Annotated in this window: 18 protein-coding genes; all 18 read right to left on the bottom strand. The window is 70.2% G+C overall.

Annotated elements, in window-relative coordinates; all coding sequences use genetic code 11:
• Positions 1-78 precede the first annotated feature (78 nt).
• Positions 79-1,455, bottom strand: a complete 1,377-nt coding sequence (locus BLR95_RS03310; RefSeq protein WP_092615419.1) for a cobyrinic acid a,c-diamide synthase CobB — start codon at positions 1,453-1,455, stop codon at positions 79-81.
• An 8-nt stretch (positions 1,456-1,463) separates the two neighbouring features.
• Positions 1,464-2,465 carry a glycosyl transferase family protein gene (locus tag BLR95_RS03305; RefSeq protein ID WP_245689224.1) on the bottom strand — a complete coding sequence of 334 codons (1,002 nt, stop codon included), beginning with the start codon at positions 2,463-2,465 and terminating at the stop codon, positions 1,464-1,466.
• 24 nt (positions 2,466-2,489) lie between these two features.
• Positions 2,490-3,743 (bottom strand): NrfD/PsrC family molybdoenzyme membrane anchor subunit, encoded by a 1,254-nt coding sequence (gene nrfD / locus BLR95_RS03300; RefSeq protein ID WP_092615413.1) that lies wholly within the window; start codon positions 3,741-3,743, stop codon positions 2,490-2,492.
• A 6-nt stretch (positions 3,744-3,749) separates the two neighbouring features.
• Complete coding sequence (gene dsrO, locus BLR95_RS03295; protein WP_092615410.1) at positions 3,750-4,487, bottom strand: sulfate reduction electron transfer complex DsrMKJOP subunit DsrO; 738 nt, start codon at positions 4,485-4,487, stop codon at positions 3,750-3,752.
• The gene (locus BLR95_RS03290; protein WP_143130920.1) at positions 4,484-4,843 is read right to left on the bottom strand and encodes an Hdr-like menaquinol oxidoreductase cytochrome c subunit; all 360 of its coding nucleotides are present in this window, start codon (positions 4,841-4,843) and stop codon (positions 4,484-4,486) included. Before BLR95_RS03290 ends, dsrO begins: the two co-directional genes overlap by 4 nt.
• 230 nt (positions 4,844-5,073) lie before the next feature.
• Complete coding sequence (locus BLR95_RS03285) at positions 5,074-7,050, bottom strand: NAD(P)-binding protein (RefSeq protein ID WP_092615404.1); 1,977 nt, start codon at positions 7,048-7,050, stop codon at positions 5,074-5,076.
• A gap of 23 nt (positions 7,051-7,073) precedes the next feature.
• Positions 7,074-8,582 (bottom strand): sulfate reduction electron transfer complex DsrMKJOP subunit DsrK, encoded by a 1,509-nt coding sequence (gene dsrK / locus BLR95_RS03280; protein WP_218119475.1) that lies wholly within the window; start codon positions 8,580-8,582, stop codon positions 7,074-7,076.
• A gap of 4 nt (positions 8,583-8,586) precedes the next feature.
• Entirely contained in the window at positions 8,587-9,312 is a 726-nt protein-coding gene (locus BLR95_RS03275) for a respiratory nitrate reductase subunit gamma (protein WP_092615401.1), read from the bottom strand.
• A 27-nt stretch (positions 9,313-9,339) separates the two neighbouring features.
• Positions 9,340-9,672, bottom strand: coding sequence for a TusE/DsrC/DsvC family sulfur relay protein (locus BLR95_RS03270; RefSeq protein WP_092615398.1), 333 nt, complete (start codon positions 9,670-9,672; stop codon positions 9,340-9,342).
• A gap of 40 nt (positions 9,673-9,712) precedes the next feature.
• The gene (gene tusB, locus BLR95_RS03265) at positions 9,713-10,021 is read right to left on the bottom strand and encodes a sulfurtransferase complex subunit TusB (RefSeq protein ID WP_092615395.1); all 309 of its coding nucleotides are present in this window, start codon (positions 10,019-10,021) and stop codon (positions 9,713-9,715) included.
• A 32-nt stretch (positions 10,022-10,053) separates the two neighbouring features.
• Complete coding sequence (gene tusC, locus BLR95_RS03260) at positions 10,054-10,443, bottom strand: sulfurtransferase complex subunit TusC (RefSeq protein WP_092615392.1); 390 nt, start codon at positions 10,441-10,443, stop codon at positions 10,054-10,056.
• Positions 10,444-10,454: 11 nt separating this feature from the next.
• Positions 10,455-10,814 (bottom strand): sulfurtransferase complex subunit TusD, encoded by a 360-nt coding sequence (gene tusD, locus BLR95_RS03255; protein ID WP_092615389.1) that lies wholly within the window; start codon positions 10,812-10,814, stop codon positions 10,455-10,457.
• 71 nt (positions 10,815-10,885) lie between these two features.
• A complete protein-coding gene (gene dsrB, locus BLR95_RS03250; RefSeq protein ID WP_092615386.1) occupies positions 10,886-11,956 on the bottom strand; it encodes a dissimilatory-type sulfite reductase subunit beta in 1,071 nt (356 codons plus the stop codon).
• 73 nt (positions 11,957-12,029) lie between these two features.
• Entirely contained in the window at positions 12,030-13,328 is a 1,299-nt protein-coding gene (gene dsrA, locus BLR95_RS03245; protein ID WP_218119474.1) for a dissimilatory-type sulfite reductase subunit alpha, read from the bottom strand.
• Between the two features lie 813 nt (positions 13,329-14,141).
• The gene (locus tag BLR95_RS03240; RefSeq protein WP_092615383.1) at positions 14,142-15,155 is read right to left on the bottom strand and encodes a dipeptide ABC transporter ATP-binding protein; all 1,014 of its coding nucleotides are present in this window, start codon (positions 15,153-15,155) and stop codon (positions 14,142-14,144) included.
• A complete protein-coding gene (locus tag BLR95_RS03235; RefSeq protein ID WP_092615380.1) occupies positions 15,152-16,162 on the bottom strand; it encodes an ABC transporter ATP-binding protein in 1,011 nt (336 codons plus the stop codon). The genes BLR95_RS03240 and BLR95_RS03235 overlap by 4 nt, the downstream gene beginning before the upstream one ends.
• A 17-nt stretch (positions 16,163-16,179) precedes the next feature.
• Complete coding sequence (locus BLR95_RS03230; RefSeq protein WP_092615377.1) at positions 16,180-17,097, bottom strand: ABC transporter permease subunit; 918 nt, start codon at positions 17,095-17,097, stop codon at positions 16,180-16,182.
• A 14-nt stretch (positions 17,098-17,111) separates the two neighbouring features.
• The gene (locus BLR95_RS03225) at positions 17,112-18,119 is read right to left on the bottom strand and encodes an ABC transporter permease subunit (RefSeq protein WP_092615374.1); all 1,008 of its coding nucleotides are present in this window, start codon (positions 18,117-18,119) and stop codon (positions 17,112-17,114) included.
• Positions 18,120-18,162: the final 43 nt, after the last annotated feature.

The following is an 18,162-nucleotide window of genomic DNA, read 5'->3' as shown; positions in this document are numbered from 1 at the left end:
AGGCGACCGACGCAGATTGGAATGGGCCCCATCCATGCCACGCTTCGCGGACGGCCACAAGGGAGGGGGCGGGAGCGCCTATCCCCGCCGGCTGCGGGCGAAGGCCACGAAGGCGTCGACCCAGCGCACCGGGCCGGCCTGGCGCAGGTGGCAGTAGGTGGCGGTGGTGTTGTGGACCACCAGGCCATCGTGGGCGCCGTCGATGCCGGTCCCGCGCGCCACCTCGAAGGCGAAGCGGGGGGTGAAGGTGGGGTCGATCTCGCGCAGGCTTGAGTGGTGGAACTCGTGAGCCGGGAGGCTGTCCGGCTCGGCGTCGGGGGCCAGCGGGCTCCACAGGGCCTGGGCGGTGGGGCGCAGGCGGGCCAGACCGTGCCCCTGGGGCCTGGGGTGCATCACCGCGCTGGCCGGGATGACGCCGGCCATGGGGAAGCGTTCGCCCTGCCAGACGATGTCGCGGCACAGCAGCATCAGGCCGCCGCATTCGGCATGGGTGGGCAGGCCGGCGGCGATGGCCCGCGCGATCTCCTGGCGCAGGGGGGCGTTGGCGGCGAGATGGGCGGCCTGGGTCTCGGGGAAACCGCCGGGCAGCACCAGGGCGTCGATGTCCGGCGGTAGGGCGGGGTCGCTCAGGGTGTCGACGGGCACCAACTCGGCCCCGGCGGCGGCGAAGGCGGCCGCGTCGTCGGGGTAGGTGAAGGCGAAGGCGGCATCGCGGGCGATGGCGATCCTGAGGTCGGGCGCCGGGCGGGGCGTCGCCGGTGGTGGCGCCGGCAGCGGCGGCGCGGGCCGCGCGAGCAGGGCGTCCAGGTCGACGCCGTCGCCGACCACCCGCCCGATGCGCGCGACGGTGGCGGCGGCCTCGGGCGCCTCGCTGGCCGGGATCAGGCCCAGGTGGCGTTCCTGCATGGCCAGCTCGGGGGCCTCGCGCACCGCGCCCAGCACCTTGAGGTCGGTGAAGTGCTCGATGGCGGCGATCAGCTTGCCTTCGTGGCGTGCCCCGCCGGTGCGGTTGAGGATCACCCCGGCGATGGGCAGGTCGGGCTCGAAGGCGCGGTAACCCATCAGCAGCGGGGCGATGCCCCGGGTCATGCCCCGGCAGTCGACGATGAGCACCACCGGGGCGGCCACGGCGCGGGCCAGCGCGGCGTTGCTGTCGCTGCCGTCCAGGGCCATGCCGTCGAACAGACCCTTGTTGCCCTCGATCAGGGATACCTGGGCCTCGGCGGCGTGGGTGGCGCACAGGGCGCCGATCTCACCCCGGCTCTGGGTGTTGAAGTCGAGGTTGAAGCAGGGCCGGCCGCTGGCCCGGGCGAGCCACAGGGGGTCGATGTAGTCCGGCCCCTTCTTGAAGGTCTGCACGACCAGCCCGCGCGCCGTCAGGGCGGCGGCCAGCCCCAGGCTGATGGTGGTCTTGCCCGAGCTCTTGTGGGCGGCCGACAGGAACAGGCGGGCCATGGCGGCGCTCAGGTGGTCTGGCCGGGCAGGGCGGGGGGCCGCTCGGCCCACAGGGTGCGGGCCAGGGCGTCGGCCTCGGCCGGCGAGTCGGCGCGGCCCAGCAGTTCCAGGGCGATGGCGGCGCTGCCGATGACGGCGGCCTCGCCCAGCGGGTTGGACTCCTGGCCGCGCCACAGGGCGGCCAGGCGGGCCGGGTCCATGTCCGCCTCGGGGCCCGGCGGGGGGCCGTCGAGCAGGGGCGGCCAGTCGGTCTCGAAGGTGGCGCCGTCGCTCAGGCGGTGCACGGTCTGGGTCTTGTGGGGGCGCCGTTCGGCCTCGCCGCCCTCGCCCTTGAAGATGGCCATCCGGGGCTGGCCGAGCAGCGCCGCCGCCTTCATGTGGACGGCGATGTAGGGCGGGTGGGAGACCGAGAGCATCTGCGCCCGGGCGCCCAGCGGGTTGAGCTTGCGGGCCACCGTGTGCAGCGGCGAGCGCAGGCCGAGCAGCGGCTTCAGGGCCATGATCTCGTCGAGCCGGGGGCTCAGGGCGGGCAGCGGCAGGTAGGCGAAGTTGTGGGCCGCCACCTGGGCGGCGGCGGCGTCCAGCGAGGCGGCCGGGGCGAGGCCGAGGGCGGGCAGGGCGTCGGCCACGTAGAGGCGGCCGGCGGTATGGCCGGCCGCGCCGTGCATCAGCACCTTCACCCCGTGGCTGGCCAGCAGCAGGGCGGCGAGCAGGAACCACGGCAACTGGCGCCCCTTGCCGGCGTAGGTGGGCCAGTCGAGATCGACCCGCACCGCGGCCAGGGGGCGGGCCAGGGTGGGGCGGATGCCTTCGACGAAGCCGGCCACCTCCTCCGGGGTTTCGGTCTTGACCCGAAGCAGGCACAGGAAGGCGCCGAGCTGCACCGGCTCCACCTCGCCGCGCATGACCATGCCCGCCGCCTGGGCGGTTTCCGCCTGGCTCAGGGGGCGCGACAGGTGCGGCCCCTTGCCGAGGGCGCGCACGAAGGGGGCAAAGGGATGCTCGTCCATCATTGGGCCTTGGCTGGCGGGAGGTCAGGTGGTGCCGGCCAGGGCCCCGTCCTGCTCATCCAGGGTGTCGGCCACATGGTCGGGATCGATGGCGGCGTCGGACAGGTCGGCCGGCAGGATGGGCAGGGCGGCGCAGCCGACCACGGCGACCACAAGCCCGATGGCCACCCCGGCGAGGCCGAGCAGAACCTCCCACGGGCTGGGCACATAGCTGGCCACTACGCCATCGGCGAAGGCCGAGGATACCTCGAAGCCGGGGAAGAGGACCAGGGGGGCGCTCTGCCCGCCGATGATCAACCCATAAACCTGGGTCAGCCCGCCGAGGATGAGCAGGACGGCGGCGGCACTCAGGGCGCGGCGGTTGCCGCCGAGGCGGGGGGCGAGCAGCAGATAGAGCGGCACCAGCCCGCCGAGCAGCACATGGCCGCCCCAGAACAGGGTGGTCAGGGGGCCGCCGTCGCGCAGCAGGAAGGCTTCGATGCCGTGGTGTTCGCTGGCATAGAGGTTGGTCAGGTGATGGACGGCGACGAAGTACAGCATGGCGCCGAGCACGATGCCCATCAGCCGTTGCAGGCGGCGCAGCACCACCCCGCCCAGGGGCCGCCCGCTGGCCCGGCAGACGGCCATCAGGAAGAGCACGAAGATGGCCTTGCCGTAGACCAGCGACATGGCGATGAACAGCGGCGCCAGGATGGCCGCGTCGTAGGCCTGCCGGGCGACCAGGAAGCCGAAGATGGCGCCGGTCCCGGTGGTCAGCACCAGCCGCCAGACAAAGGCCCCGTAGGCCGCCGGCTTGTAGACCCGGGCTCCGGCGCGGTCGATCATGGCCCACAGGTAGGCCCCGACCAGGACCAGGAAGCCGGTGTAGAGGAAGATGTTCCAGGCGAAGATGCTTTTGAAGTTGTAGTGGGTCATGGCCACGGTCAGCCGGTCGGGCCGGCCCAGGTCGAGCACCAGCACCGACAGGCCGCCGATCAACAGGGCCATGGCCAGCAGGGCGGACAGCCGGGCCAGGGGTTTGTACAGCGGGCGCTCGAAGACGGCGCCGATGGAGGCCACGTTGAGCGCCCCGGAGGCGGCGACGATGAGGAACACCGCGAAGACATGCGGCAGGCCCCAGACCACTTGGTTGGTCATGCCGGTGATGATGTGCCCCTCGTGATGCATCAGGTGGGCGGCGCCCAGGCCGCCGGCGATGGCCAGCCCGAGCAGGCCGAGCACCAGCCAGAAGCCCCGGGCGTGGCCGTTCAGCGGACGGTAGGGAACAGCGTGCGGCATGTCGGCTCAAAGCCCCTGGTAGTAGACGCCGGTATCGAGGCCCAGGTCGGCCCGGATGCGGTGGCCGCCGGCCTCGGCGAGGCGGCGGTTGAGGTCGCTGTTGGGGTCGGCCAGATCGCCGAAGACCATGGCCCCGCCGCCGTCCCTCTGGCAGGCGGCGACGCAGGCCGGCGGCTCCCCCCGGTCGATCCGGTGGACGCACAGATTGCAGCTTTCCACGCAGCCCTTGCCGCGCGGGTTGTGCGGCTTCTGGTCGGTCAGATCCTGGTGGACGAAGGATCGCGCCTTGTAGGGGCAGGCCATCATGCAGTAGCGGCAGCCGATGCACAGGTGCTTGTCGACCTGCACGATGTGGTCGGCCCGCTGCATCGAGGCGCCGGTCGGGCAGACATCGACGCACGGCGGCTTGGCGCAGTGCTGGCACATCACGGGCGGGGCGGTGGTGTGGCCGGTGTCGGGGTCGCGCAGGGTGACCTTGCGGATGTACTGGGCGTCGTGGGCCGGGTCGAAGTCGGGGTCGGTGGGCTGTTTCAGGCCCATTTCCCGGTTGCAGGCATCGACGCAGGCGGCACAGTCGACCTTGCAGGCCCGGGTGTCGACGAGCAGGGCCCAGCGGGTCGCCGGGTCGGCCGGCTGGCCGGGCGGGCGGGGGGCGAGGGCGTGCGCGACAGGACCGACGATCAGGGTCAGGCCGCCGCCCAGGGCGAGGCTTTTCAGAACGTCGCGGCGCGCGGGCTGGCTCATCGCGGGGCGTCCTCCGGGCGGCTGGCGTGGCACGAGAAGCAGTCCACGGTGACGGCGGCGAAGTCGTGGCATTCGCGGCAGAAGTGGCGCGGGTCCTCGGCCGTGACCACCTGCCCGTGGGTGTCGGTGACGGCGTGGCAGGACAGGCAGCGGGTCAGGCTTTCGGCCGGCTGGCGGATGCCGGCGCGGACCGCCTCGGTGCGCCGGTGGGTGAGCCGGTCCATGTGGGTGCGGCGCATCTCCCCGGGCGGGGCGAGGCACTCGGTGCCCGGGGCGGCGGCCGGCACCTGGGGGAACAGCTCGGCGGCGGCGGCCGGGGTGGCCAGCACCGGAAGGGCCAGCGCGAGCGCGAGCAACAGGGCGGCCAGCGCCAGGGCCGGTCGCCGCCTTTGGGGCCAGGCCGACAAAGCCGGTGTCCGCCCTTGATCCGATGGTCGGCAGCCTTCCGCTCCCCGGACCCCCGTCAAGGGCGCGAAGCGCCGGCTCCGCCGGGTGAACCCCTTGACGGGGGTCCGGGGAGCGGAACCAGGGTCGACAATCGGATCAAGGGCGGGCCATCGTCCCCGGTCCGTGCGCCCGCGCCCCCTCATTCCTCGCCCAGCCCCATCTGGATGTAGCCCGTCGGGCACACGTCGTGGCAGATGTGGCAGCCGACGCAGCGGTTGTAGTCGGTCTCCACATAGCGGCCCACCGCGCGCTCGGCCTTGCGTACCCGGTGCACCGCGTCCTGGGGGCAGAAGATCACGCAGTTGTCGCACTCGAAGCACAGGCCGCAGCTCATGCAGCGCTTGGCCTCGGCGATCGCCGCGTCGTCGCCCAGCGCCTTCAGGCGTTCGTCGAAGTGGCCGATCACGGCGGCCTCGTCGACCTGCATCTCGTCGCGGCGGTGGCGCTCGACGTCCGGGAAATGGCCCAGGAACAGCCCCTCGTGGGTGATGATCTCCTTGGCTGCCCGGTCCTCGAAGTTGTGCACCGCGAAGGTCGCCTCGTTGGTGCCGCGCACCGCCTCGGCCGGCGCCGGCTCGGGGGCCCGGCCCTGGGCGCGCAGCAGCGCCAGCAGGTTGAAATGGTGCACGTCCACCTTGGGCCGGCGGCCGGCCGGGGTGCCCGCCAGCATCCCGTCGATGGACTGGGCGGCGACCCGGCCATGCCCGACGGCGGTGGTCAGCAGGTGCGGGCGGACCACGTCGCCGCCGACGAAGTGCCTGTCGCGCCCCTTCACCCGATAGGTGCGGTCGGCGTCGATGAAGCCCTTGCCGTTGTCCAGCTCTTCCAGGCCCTCCATGTCGCCGCCCTGGCCGATGGCCGAGACGATCAGGTCGGCCTCCAACTCGAACTCGGTGCCCGCCACCGGCACCGGGCGCGTGCCGTCCATGGTGCATTCGCACAGCCTCAAGGCCCGGGCCCGGCCGTTCCCATCGTGCAGCACCGCCAGCGGCATGATGCCGCCGCGGATGCTGACCCCTTCGTGGGTGGCGTCGCGCACCTCGCGCTCGGCGGCGGTCATCTGCTCGACCGGGAACAGCGAGGTGAGCACCACCTCGGCCCCCTGGCGGCGCGCCGAGGTGGCCACATCATGGGCGGTCTGGCCGAGGATCACGTTCTCCGGACGGTCCTTCTCGTGGACCTCGGTGATGTGGCCCAGGCGGCGGGCCACCGAGGCGACGTCGATCGAGGTGTCGCCGCCGCCGACCACGATGATGCGCCGGCTGACATGCTTCAGGCGGCCTTGGTTGAAGGCGCGCAGGAAATCCACCCCGCTGATGCAGTTGGGGGTGTTGGCCCAGCCCTCGATGGGCAGCCCCCGGCCGCGCTGGGTGCCGATGCCCCAGAAGACGGCGTCGTACTCGGCCTCCAGGGTGGCGAGCGGGATGTCGCGGCCGATCCGCACCCCGGTCTTGGCCTCGATGCCATCCAGCGCCAGGATGCGCCCGATCTCGGCATCGAGCACCTGGCGCGGCGTGCGGTAGCCGGGAATGCCGTGGCGCATCCAGCCGCCCAGGGTTTCCTCGGCCTCGAAGATGGTCGCCGCGTGGCCCTTTTGGCGCAGATGGTAGGCCGCCGCCAGACCGGCCGGGCCACCGCCCACCACCGCCACCTTCTTCCCCGACAGGGGCGGCGGCTCGGGCAGCTTCAGGCCGTGCGCGATGGCCCAGTCGCCGACCATGTGCTCGACCGCGTTGATGCCGACGAAGTCGTCCACCTGGTTGCGGTTGCAGCCGTCCTCGCAGGGCGCCGGGCAGACCCGGCCCATGATCGCCGGGAAGGGGTTGGCGGCGACCATCTTGAGGAAGGCGTATTCCTGCCACGGCATGGGGCTGCCGTCGGCCCTGGCCGGCGGCTTCTCCAGGCCGCGCACCACCTGGAGCCAGCCCCGGATGTCGTGCCCCGAGGGGCAGCCGGCCTGGCACGGCGGGGTGCGGTGGACATAGGTCGGGCACTTGTGGGAGCTGTCGCCGACGAAGATCTGCTCGGTCCAGCGCTTGAAGGCGGTCTCGCCCTCCTTGAAGCGGCGCCAGCTGCGGCCCTGGGGTGGCGTGTCGGCGAGGGTCTGGCTGCTCATGGTGAGACGTCTCTCCCTGGGTTTCAGTCGGGGGCCGCGCCGAGCCGGATGGCCTGGCTGACCAGCCCGTGCACCGACTGGACCATCTCCATGTCCAGCCCGTACAGCGGCAGGACCTTGGCGAACTGGGTCTTGCAGATGGCGCAGATGGCGGCCATGTGGGTGACCCCCTGGGTCTCGACCACATGGTTCAGCGCGTTGACCCGGGGCAGGGCGCCCTTCATCCGCAGCTCCATCAGATCGTCGGTCAAAAGGCCGCCGCCGCCGCCGCAACAGAAGGTCCTGTCGTGGATGGTGCCGTCGGCCATGTCGACGAAGCGCGGCACGCTGGCCTGGATGACCGCCCGGGGCAGGGTGAACTGGCCGCCCGGTCCCTCGCCCATGCGCGAGGCCCGGGCCACGTTGCAGGAATCGTGGAAGGTGACCACCTTGCCGGCGTTGCCCTCGGGGTCGAGCCGGATGCCGCCCGTCTCGATGGCGGCGTTGGTCACTTCCAGGATGTGCTGCGGCACCGGCCAGCGCGGATCGAGGAAATCCCACGGCCCGGCCAGTTTGGTGAGAAAACTGTAGGCGACCCGCCAGGCATGGCCGCACTCGCCGAAGACGAGGCGTTTCACCCCCAGGTCGCGCGCCGCCTGATGGATGCGCTGGGCCACCTTGGCCATCTGATCGCGGCTGCCGATGAACATGGCGAAGTTGGCGGCTTCCGAGGCGTGGCTGGACAGCGTCCAGGACAGCCCCAACTGGTGGAACACCTTGGCGTAGCCGATCAGCCCGTCGACATGCGGCTCGGCGAAGAAATCGGCCGAGGGGGTGATCAGCAGCACGTCGGCCCCGGCCACGTCCAAGGGCAGCTTGACCGCCTGCCCGGTCTCCTCCTCGATGTCCTCTTCCAGGCCCTCCAGGGTGTCGGCCAGGGCCGGCTCGGGCAGGCCCAGGTTGTTGCCCACCTTGTGGACCTTGCCGAGGATCTCGTTGCAGTACTTCTGGCCCAGGCCGATGCGGTCCATCACCTCGCGCGCCGCCATGGAAATCTCGGCGGTGTCGATGCCGTAGGGGCAGAACACCGAACAGCGCCGGCACTGGCTGCACTGGTGGAAGTAGCTGTACCACTCCTCCAGCAGCCCTTCGGTGAGGTCGGCGGCGCCGACCAGCCCGGGGGCCAGCTTGCCGGCCGGGGTGAAGTGACGGCGGTAGACCCGACGCACCAGGTCCTGGCGGGCCACCGGCATGTTGTTGGGATCGCCGGTGCCCAGGAAGTAGTGGCACTTGTCGGCGCACGACCCGCACTTGACGCAGGAATCGAGATAGACCTTGAGGGCCCGCGAGGAGTCGACCAGCTCGCCCAGGGCCTGGATGGCCTTGGCCTGCCAGTCGTCCACCCGCTCGCCGGGGTAGCCCAGGGCCTCGTTGTGGGCCGGCTGGGCGACGTAGGGCTTGCTGTGCGCCATGGCCCCGGGGGCCAGCGGCGGCGGCTCGATCTCCGGGCGGTCGGACAGCGGCGGCGGGGTGAGGGCGGGACCACGGGCCATCGGCTCAGCCTCTCCCCTGGGCCGCCGGGAAGGCGCGTCGGTCGACCTGGTTGCGGCCCGGGCTGAAGAACACCCCCGGCGCATGCAGCAGCTTGCTGAACGGGAACACCGCCATCAGAAGGGCGACCAGCAGCAGGTGGCCAAGCAGCAGCGGATCAGCCGGCAGAGGCTGCCAGTCGAAGGTGACAAGGCCAAGGAAGAAGGCCTTCACCGCCACGATGTCGGTATGCACGGCGAACTTCATGGCCAGCCCGCTGGCCCCGATGGCGATCAGAAGCCCCAGCATCAGAAAGTCCGAGCCGCGGCTGATCGCCTTCACCCGGGGCAGCATCAGCCGCCGCCCGAGCAGGCCGAGCAGCCCCACCGCCATGGCCATGCCGCCGTAGATGCCGAACGGCTGCACCAACACCACCAGCTCCCACAGCGGCCCCAGGGTCCCTTCCGGCAGCAGGTAGCGCAGGTGGCGCAGGCTGACCAGCAGCAGCCCGACATGGAACAGCATGGCGAACAGCCACAACGCCTTCTGCGAGCGCCACAGGCTTTCGAACAGGGTCACCTCGCGGGCCATGCGCAGCACCACCCCGCCGCGCGTCATCGGCGCCGGGGTGGTGGGGATGGGCAGCGGCACCGGGGTGCGCCCCCAGCCGAGCAGCCGCGCCCCCAGCCCACCGACCAGGATCAGGGCGGTGGCGTAATAGAGCACGGCGAAGACGGGGCCGGGGGCGAACATGGCGAACGGTTCCCTGATCGCGGCCGCTCAGACGCAGCCGGTCGGCTTGGGCAGGCCGGCGATCTTGCAGGCCTGCTTGGCCGGGCCGTAGGGGAACAGCTCGTAGAGGTACTTGTTGTTGCCCTTCTCGGGGCCGAGCTTCTTGCCCACCGCCTTGGTCAGCACGCGCACGGCCGGGGCGATCTGGTATTCGTCGTAGTACTCGCGCAGGAAGTTGACCACCTCCCAGTGCTCCTCGGACATCTCGATGTCCTCGGTCTTGGCGATCATCTCGGCCAGTTCCTCGTTCCACTGGCTGAGGTCGGTCAGGTAGCCTTCCTCGTCGTGCTCGATTTCGCTGCCGTTCACCTGATAGGCCATGGGGGTTCTCCTTTTCTCTCTCGGAAAGGGCTCTGGGTGTTCAGAGCCAGCTGACAACGGTGGAACTGTCGGCCGCCAGATCGACGAAGCCATCATAGTCGACCACCTTGACGCCGGGCACCAGGGGCCGCCCGGCCAGCCCGCGGGCCGCCAGATCGGGCCCCAGCACGGCCAGCGAGAAGCGCCCGGCGGCGGCAGTCAGGGTGGGGGCGTGGCGGGTCCCGGCCAGGGCGGCGGTGACCCCGTCCTCAATCAGAAGGATGGTGCTGCCCTCGGCGGCGCGGGCCAGACAGGCGGTGAGCGCGTCGCGCTCGAAGGGCGACTTGTTGACGGTGTGAAGGGCGGGCATGGGGCGGGTTCCCTAAAGTCAGGCGGGGCGGATCAGGCGCTGAACACCACGTCCATGGTGTCGATCAGCTCGGTCATGGCGTCGCGGCCGATCACCTCCACGTCGACCAGCAGGTCGTCGGCGCTCAGGCCGCGTTCCTCCAGCGACTCCTGATCGACGTACAGCTTCTCGATGTCGTAGCCTTCCAGGGCCCGATAGGTCTTGGCGAAGTTCTTGATCTCCAGCGCCGAGGGGTCCTGCCCCTTGACGATCTGGAAGACCCCGTCATCGAGGAAGGCCAGGTGCACGTCCTGATCGAAGGCGGCCGAGATGAGGATCATCTCCAGCACTTCCAGGGCATAGATGGTGCCGTGCGGCGCCTTGCGGTTGACGAACATCAGCCGCTTGACGACGCCGCTTTCGAATTCGGTCTCGTCGTTCATCGGGGGGCCTCCTAGTCGCCGAAGGTCAGGGTGCGGTCGGCCTGGATGCCCACCTCGATGAGCTGCCCGAGGCCGGAGATGCGAAAGCCCTCGGCCAGCAGCTCGTCCTTGATGCCCCGGCGCAGCCCGGCGGCGACGCAGACCACCAGATCGACCCCGTGATCCCGGGCCAGCTCCGACCAGCGGCGGACCACGTTGCGGTCGTCGGCCTGCGGCTCGGACAGCCGGTTGGCGTTGTGCACGCCGTCGTAATAGAAGAACACCCGGGCCACCGTGTGGCCCTTGCCGATGGCCGCCTTGCAGAACTGATAGGCGCTGTCGGCGGCCTGATGGTTGAACGGCCCCTCGTTGACCAGAATGCCGAATTGCACGGCCTTGCCTCCCTCTCTCGCGTGCCATCGGCCCGCCGGCTCTTGCTGGCCGGTCGGGCGCAATTATCCCCTTAAAAGCGCACCTGCGCCGAGGTGTTCAGGCTGGCCCGGGCGCCGCGCCAAGTATCGATGTGGTACTTGGTGAAGGGCAGGCCGGTCTTCTCGAAGAAGCGCGGCCAGCCGATGCGCTCGACCCACTCGCCCATGCGTTCCCAGGGACGGGCGTCGGCCTGATAGGCGTACAGGATGGTCTTCACCACCTCGGCCGCCTCGGGCCAGCGCGGCGGGTTGTTGGGCAGCCCGGCGGCGACCAGCTTGTGGAACATCGGCCGCGAGCGGGTCGAGGAATGCTTGCCGCCCACCCAGATGGCCAGCTTGGTGTGCACCGGGTCGTTGATCTGCATGGGCGGGCAGGGCGGATAGCAGGCCCCGCAGCAGACGCACTTCTTCTCGTCCACCTCCAGGGTCGGCTTGCCGTTGACCAGGGCCGGGCGGATGGCGGCGACCGGGCAGCGGGCGACCACCGCCGGGCGCTCGCACATGTTGGAGACCAGCTCGTGGTTGATGCGCGGCGGCTTGGTGTGCTGCACGTTGATGGCGATGTCGCCCTGGCCGCCGCAGTTGATCTGGCAGCACGAGGTGGTGATCTTCACCTTGTTGGGCATGCGCTCGTGCAGGAACTCCTGGTGCAGCTCGTCCATCAGCGCCTTGACCACGCCCGAGGCATCGGTGCCCGGGATGTCGCAGTGCAGCCAGCCCTGGGTGTGGCTGATCATCGACACCGAGTTGCCGGTCCCGCCGACCGGGAAGCCGGCCTCGGCGAGGGCGCCGATCAGCGGGTCCACCTTGGCCGGGTCGGCGACCATGAACTCGATGTTGGAGCGCGCCGTGAAGCGCACATGGCCGTCGGCATAGGTGTCGGCGATGTCGCACAGGGTGCGCACCGTGTAGACGTCCATCTGGCGCTGGGTGCCGGCCTTGACGGTGTGGATGGTGTCGCCGCTTTTGGCGACATGGCGCAGCACGCCCGGGCGCGGCCGGTCGTGCCAGGCCCACTGGCCGTAGTTCTTGACCATCACCGGATGCATTTCCGGGAAGGGGTCGGGAACGCCGCTTTCGATCGGCTGGCGGGGCTGGGACATGTCTCTCTTCCTCGGCGGTCGGCGGGGGATGGCGGGGCGGGTGGCGGCTTGGCGGCCTGTTTTGGGCGGCCTGCTATTCCGCCGCCTGGGGCCCCTTGCGCTGGGTCCACTTCTCGGCCTCGGCCTCCCAGCCGTCGGTGCGCACGTAGGAGTTGGTGCGCGGGTGGGCGATCATGTTGGGGTCGATCTCAAGGCCGAGCCCCTCCAGGAAGTTGACCAGCCCGATGCGCTCGATCATCTCGCCGATGCGCTCGTGGTCGAGCGCGTTCTCGGCGAAGAAGTCGACCATGCGGGTGGCCAGATCGAGCAGGGCGGCGAAGTCCTCGTCGCTCTCGAGCCTCATGAAGGGCACCACCATGATGCCCATCAGGTCGCCGATCTTGAGCGTGCGCTTGCCGCCGACCAGGATGCTGGCACCCCGCTCGTCGCCCGGCGACAGGGCCTTGGTCAGCACGTTGATGCAGTGCATGCAGCGCACGCAGCTGTGGTTGTCCACGGTCAGGGTGTCGTCGTCCTTCAGCGACACCGCGTTGGTCGGGCACAGGGTGACCACCTGATCGATCATCCACTGGCGGCCGTGCTGGGCGAGGTAGGCCTTGATGCCCTCCTGGTCGATCTTGATGTCGTCGCGCCAGGTGCCGATGATCGCCATGTCCGAGCGGTGGATGGCGTTCACACAGTCGTTGGCGCAGCCGGAAAACTTGAACTTGAACTTGTAGGGCAGGCTGGGCCGGTGCATGTCGTCCAGCGTGCCGTTGATGATGGTGCGCAGGGCGCGCTGCTCGTCGTAGCAGCTCTGCTCGCAGCGCGCCGAGCCGACGCAGCTCATCGAGGTGCGGATGCCGGCCCCGGCGCCGCCCAGGTCGAAGCCCATCTCGTTGAAGGCGTCGAAGGCCGGCTGCACCTGCTCGGTGCTGGTGCCCTGAAACATGATGTCGCCCGACTGGCCGTGGAAGGCGATCAGGCCCGAGCCGTGTTCCTCCCACACGTCGCACAGCTTGCGCAGGGTCTCGGTGCGGTAGTGCATGCCCGCCGGGGGCTGGATGCGCAGGGTGTGGAATTCCTTGGATTCCGGGTACTTGTCGGCGACCTCGGAAAACCGCGGGATGACCCCGGCGCCGTAGCCGAAGACCCCCACCGTGCCCCCCTTCCAGTAGCCGGTGCGGGTCTGGTAGCTGTGCTCGAGCTGGCCCAGCAGCGACTTCATCATGTCGGCGTAGGGCTTGTCCTCGCTGGTGGCGAGGCGCTTCAGCCCGGTCACGAAGCTGGGCCAGGGGCCGTCCTCGAGCTGGTCGAGCAGCGGCGTGCTGGGCATCTCCTTGCGCGGCTTGTTCTGGGTCTTCGGGGCTTGGGCTTTCGGGTCCTGGGCCATCGGGGCCTCCTTCTCACCACCAGAGCGTTGTCGGACCCGGACAGCCCGGGCGCGCCTGTCTTGAAGCGCCGGCCTCAAGGCACCAGCAAGCCTGACGGTGAGAAGCACAAGGGACGAGCCTTGGCCCGATGCCGGCGCGCACGCCGCCACAGGCGGAGTCCGGGCCTTCGGCGAGGGCCTTTGGCGCCGGCCGAAGCCGGCGGTCTCGTCCGGACGAATCCGGTCCCTGGGGTCTTCCCCGTCCCCGGCGCGGTGGCGTCCGGGGGCTCCCTGGCGCCCGGGGGCGCTGATCGATGCCGCGACCCTTTGGCGGGTCGTCTGGTCGTTGTGGTCTTGGGCGCGGCCTTCGTCGGTGGGCCGCGTTTGTTTATGACAATACCATAATATAAGCGTTGGCTTAAAACCAAATAAATTTTCCGGCGCCCCCGGAAGCCGGCAACATTCAGATGTTGCGAGGTGTTCGCAGTGGCTTGTCAGGGCAAGGCCGTTGATTTCGCCCGAATTGCTGCGCCGCACGATAGTGTGCAGGCGCACGCGGGATTGGGAGTAATACTTAGATGCATTTCAAGCCGCCCCGACTCGGCAGCCTGCCGACTGAGCCTGGGGCGCCCAGCCAAGGGGGCGCTGCCCCCTTGGAACCCCCGCCGGGGGGACCAGGGACCCCCCCGGACCCCCGCCGTGACTTAAAACCCCACCCAGGGGGGCTTGCCCCCCTGGGTGGGGTTTTGACTCAAGGGTGGGGTCTGGGGAGGCCCCCGGCCTCCCCAGCGGGGGTTCCAAGGGGCAGCGCCCCCTTGGCCTGGCGCCCCAGGCTCAGCCGTCGCGGCCTTCCTCGACGGCGTGGCAGGCGGCGAGGCCGTGGCCGGGCACGTCGAGGGCGGCGGGGATTTCCTGGTGGCAGCGTTCGTTGGCCAGCGGGCAGCGGGGGTGGAAGGGGCAGCCCGGGGGCGGGTTGAGCGGCGAGGGCAGCTCGCCCGACAGGCGGATGCGTTGGCGGCGCTGGTCGGGATCGGCCGAGGGGGTGGCCGAGAGCAGGGCCCGGGTGTAGGGGTGGCGCGGGTTGCCGAACAGGGCGTCGCGCGGGGCGTGTTCCACCGGCCGGCCGAGGTACATCACCATCACCTCGTCGGCGATGTGGCGGACCACCGACAGGTCGTGGGAGATGAACAGGTAGGCCAGTTGCAGGCGCTCCTGCAGGTCGGCCAGGAGGTTCAGCACCTGGGCCTGGATGGAGACGTCGAGCGCCGACACCGGCTCGTCGAGCACCAGGATGCGCGGATCGAGCATCAAGGCCCGGGCGATGGCGATGCGCTGGCGCTGGCCGCCGGAGAACATGTGCGGGTAGCGGTCGAAGAACTCGCGGCGCAGGCCGACCTGATCCATGATCTCGACCACCCGCTGGCGGCGCTGGTCGGCCGTGAGGTCGGTGTTGATCTTCAGGGGCTCGGCCAGGATGTCGCCCACCCGCTGGCGCGGATTGAGCGAGCCGTAGGGGTCCTGGAAGACGATCTGCACGGTGCGCCTGAGGGCGGCGCGCTCGGCCTTGCCGGCCTTGGTCAGGTCGAGGCCATCGATGACCAGACGGCCCGAGGTGGGCGGCTCGATCATGGTCAAAAGGCGGGCCAGGGTCGACTTGCCGCAGCCCGATTCGCCGACCACCGCCAGGGTCCGCCCGGGGGTCAGGGTGAAGCTGGCGCCGTCCAGGGCGTGCACGGTGGCCGGCTTGCCGAACAGGCCCTGGCCGCGCACCTGGTAGTGGCGGGTCAACTCGCCTGCTTCGAGAACCGGCGCTTCAAGAACCGGTGCTTCAAGAACGGCATCACTCACGAGGCGGCCCTCTCGGCAAGATCGCGGCTGGCGGTCGGCTGGCCGGCGGCGTCCAGCGGGCCGTGGCAGCGCGCCGCCCGGCCCTGGGCGTCGGCCAGCAGGCGCGGCGGCTCGGCCCGGCAGAGGTCGCCGGCGAAGGCGCAGCGGGGGTGGAACAGGCAGCCCTTGGGGCGGTCGAACTGGCCGGGCACGACGCCGGGGATGGTCGGCAGGTGGCGCTCGGTGGCCCGCTCGGGCAGGGCCTTCAAAAGGGCGTGGGTGTAGGGGTGGCGGGGGGCGGCGAACAGGCTGTCCACCCGGTCGCGCTCGACCACCTGGCCGGCGTACTGGACGCTGACCGCGTCGGCGGTTTCGGCGACCACCGCCATGTCGTGGGTGATCAGCACCAGGGCCATCCCGGTCTTTTTCTGCAGGTCGAGCAACAGATCGAGAATCTGCGCCTGGATGGTGACGTCGAGCGCCGTGGTCGGCTCGTCGGCGATCAGAAGGCGCGGGTTGCAGGCGATCGCCATGGCGATCATCACCCGCTGGTTCATGCCCCCGGAAAGCTGGTGCGGAAAGGCCGACAGACGCTTTTCCGGGGCCGGGATGCCAACCAGCCCGAGCAGCTCGACGGCCCGGGCGCGGCGCTCGCTGGCGGTGCCGCCCAGGTGGGTCTTGAGGCTCTCGGTGATCTGGAAGCCGACCGTGAAGCAGGGGTTGAGGCTGGTCATCGGCTCCTGGAAGATCATCGCCAGATCCTTGCCGATGATCCGCCGTCGGGCCCTCGGCGACAGGGCCAGCATGTCCCAGCCGTCGAAGGTCAGGCTGTCGGCGCTGACCGTGGCGGTCCACGGCAGGAGGCCCATCAGGGCCAGCATGGCGACCGACTTGCCGGAGCCCGACTCGCCGACCACGGCCATCACCTGGCCGGCTTCAACGGCCAGATCGATGCCGTCCACGGCGCGGAAGGCGCCATGGGCCGTCTTGAACTCGACCGACAGGTTGTTGATCTCAAGCAGGGCCATGGGGCAGGCGGGCTCCTTCAGGTGCGCTTGAGTTTGGGGTCAAGGGCGTCGCGCAGGCCGTCGCCCATCAGGTTGAAGGCCAGCACGGTGACCAGGATGGCCAGCCCCGGGAAGGTCACCACCCACCAGGCGCGGGTGATGAACTCGCGCGCCTCGGCCAGCATGGTGCCCCATTCCGGGGTCGGGGGCTGGGCGCCCAGGCCCAGGAAGCCCAGCGCCGCGGCATCCAGGATGGCGGTCGAGAAGCTCAAGGTGGCCTGGACGATCAAGGGCGGCATGCAGTTGGGCAGGATGGTGATGACCATCAGGCGCAACGGTCCGGCGCCCACGGTGCGGCTGGCGGTGACGTAGTCCTGGGCCGCCACCGACAGCACCTGGGCCCGGGTCAGGCGCACGAAATGGGGCTGCAACACCACCGCGATGGCGATCATCGCGTTGACCAGCCCGGGGCCCAGGATGGCGACCAGGACCAGGGCCAGCAGCAGGCTGGGGAAGGCCAGGATGACGTCCATCACGCGCATGATGGCGGCTTCCACCCAGCCCCGGAAATAGCCCGCCATCAGGCCCAGCGAGATGCCCACGGTCAGCGAGATGGAAACCACGATGAGGCCGACGAACAGCGAGAAGCGGGCCCCGTGGATGAGCCGCGACATCAGGTCGCGCCCCACCGCGTCGGTGCCCAGGGGGAAGGCCCAGGTGCCGCCCTCCTGCCAGGCCGGCGGGATCAGAAGGTGGTCGCGGAACTGTTGGGTCGGGTCGTGCGGGGCGATCAGGTCGGCCCCGATGGCCATCAGGATCAGCAGCACGACCAGCACCAGACCGCCGACGGCGCCCCGGTTCTCGCTGAAATAGAACCAGAAGTCGGCCAGCGCCTGGCGGCGCGGCGGGGCGCCTTCGGTTTCGGCGGTGGCGGTGGTTTCGGCGGAAGCACTCATGATCGGCAGGTATCCTAACGGCGCCGGACACGCGGGTTGATCAGGCCGTAGAGCAGATCGACGGTCAGGTTGACCAGCATGACGATGGCCGCGATCAGCAGAAGGCCACCCTGGACCACCGAGTAGTCGCGGCGCGAGATGGAATCGACCATCCACTTGCCGATGCCGGGCCAGGAGAAAATGGTCTCGGTGAGGATCGCCCCGGCGAGCAGCACGCCGACCTGAAGGCCGATGGTGGTGACCACCGGGATCAGCGCGTTGCGCAGGGCGTGCAGGCCGATCACCCGGGCCGGCGGCAGGCCCTTGGCGCGGGCGGTGCGCACGTAGTCCTCGCCCAGCACCTCGAGCATGGCCGAGCGGGTCTGCCTTGCGATCACCGCCATGGGGATGGTGCCCAGCACCACCGTGGGCAGGATCAGGTGCGCGGCGGCCGAGCGGAAGGCGCCCTCCTGGCCCGACAGCAGGCTGTCGATCAGCATGAAACCGGTGACGTTGTCGAAGTAGTACATCACCGAGATGCGCCCCGAGACCGGGGTCAGCCCGAGCCAGCCGGAGAACACCATGATGGCCAGCAGGCCGAGCCAGAAGATGGGCATGGAATAGCCGGTCAGCGACACCGTCATCAGCGTCTGGTCGAACCACGAGCGCCGCTTCACCCCGGCCAGCACCCCGGCCGGCAGGCCCACGGCGACGGCAAAGACGATGGCGCACAGGCCCAGTTCCAGGGTGGCCGGGAACAGGGTCAGGAACTCATCGAGCACCGGCCGGCGGGTGACGAACGAGGTCCCCAGGTCGCCCGAGGCCAGATTGGTCAGGAACTTCAGGTACTGGTCCCACAGCGGCAGATCGAAGCCGTAGCGGGCCATCAGCTCGGCGTGGCGCTCGGGCGAGATGCTGCGCTCGCCGGCCAGAAGCTCGATGGGGTCGCCGGGCAACACCCGGATGAAGCCGAAGGCCACCACGCTGACCCCGAGGAAGGTGGGGATCAGCAGCAGCACGCGGCGCAACAGGAAGCTCAGCATGGGCACAGGCCGCTCTGGAGGCGAAGTAGAGGCGAAGGATCAA

Source organism: Roseospirillum parvum (assembly GCF_900100455.1).
Classification (GTDB): Bacteria; Pseudomonadota; Alphaproteobacteria; order Rhodospirillales; family Rhodospirillaceae; genus Roseospirillum; species Roseospirillum parvum.
Note: the sequence above shows the minus strand (reverse complement) of the source record. Positions and strands in the feature narration are given on the sequence as shown.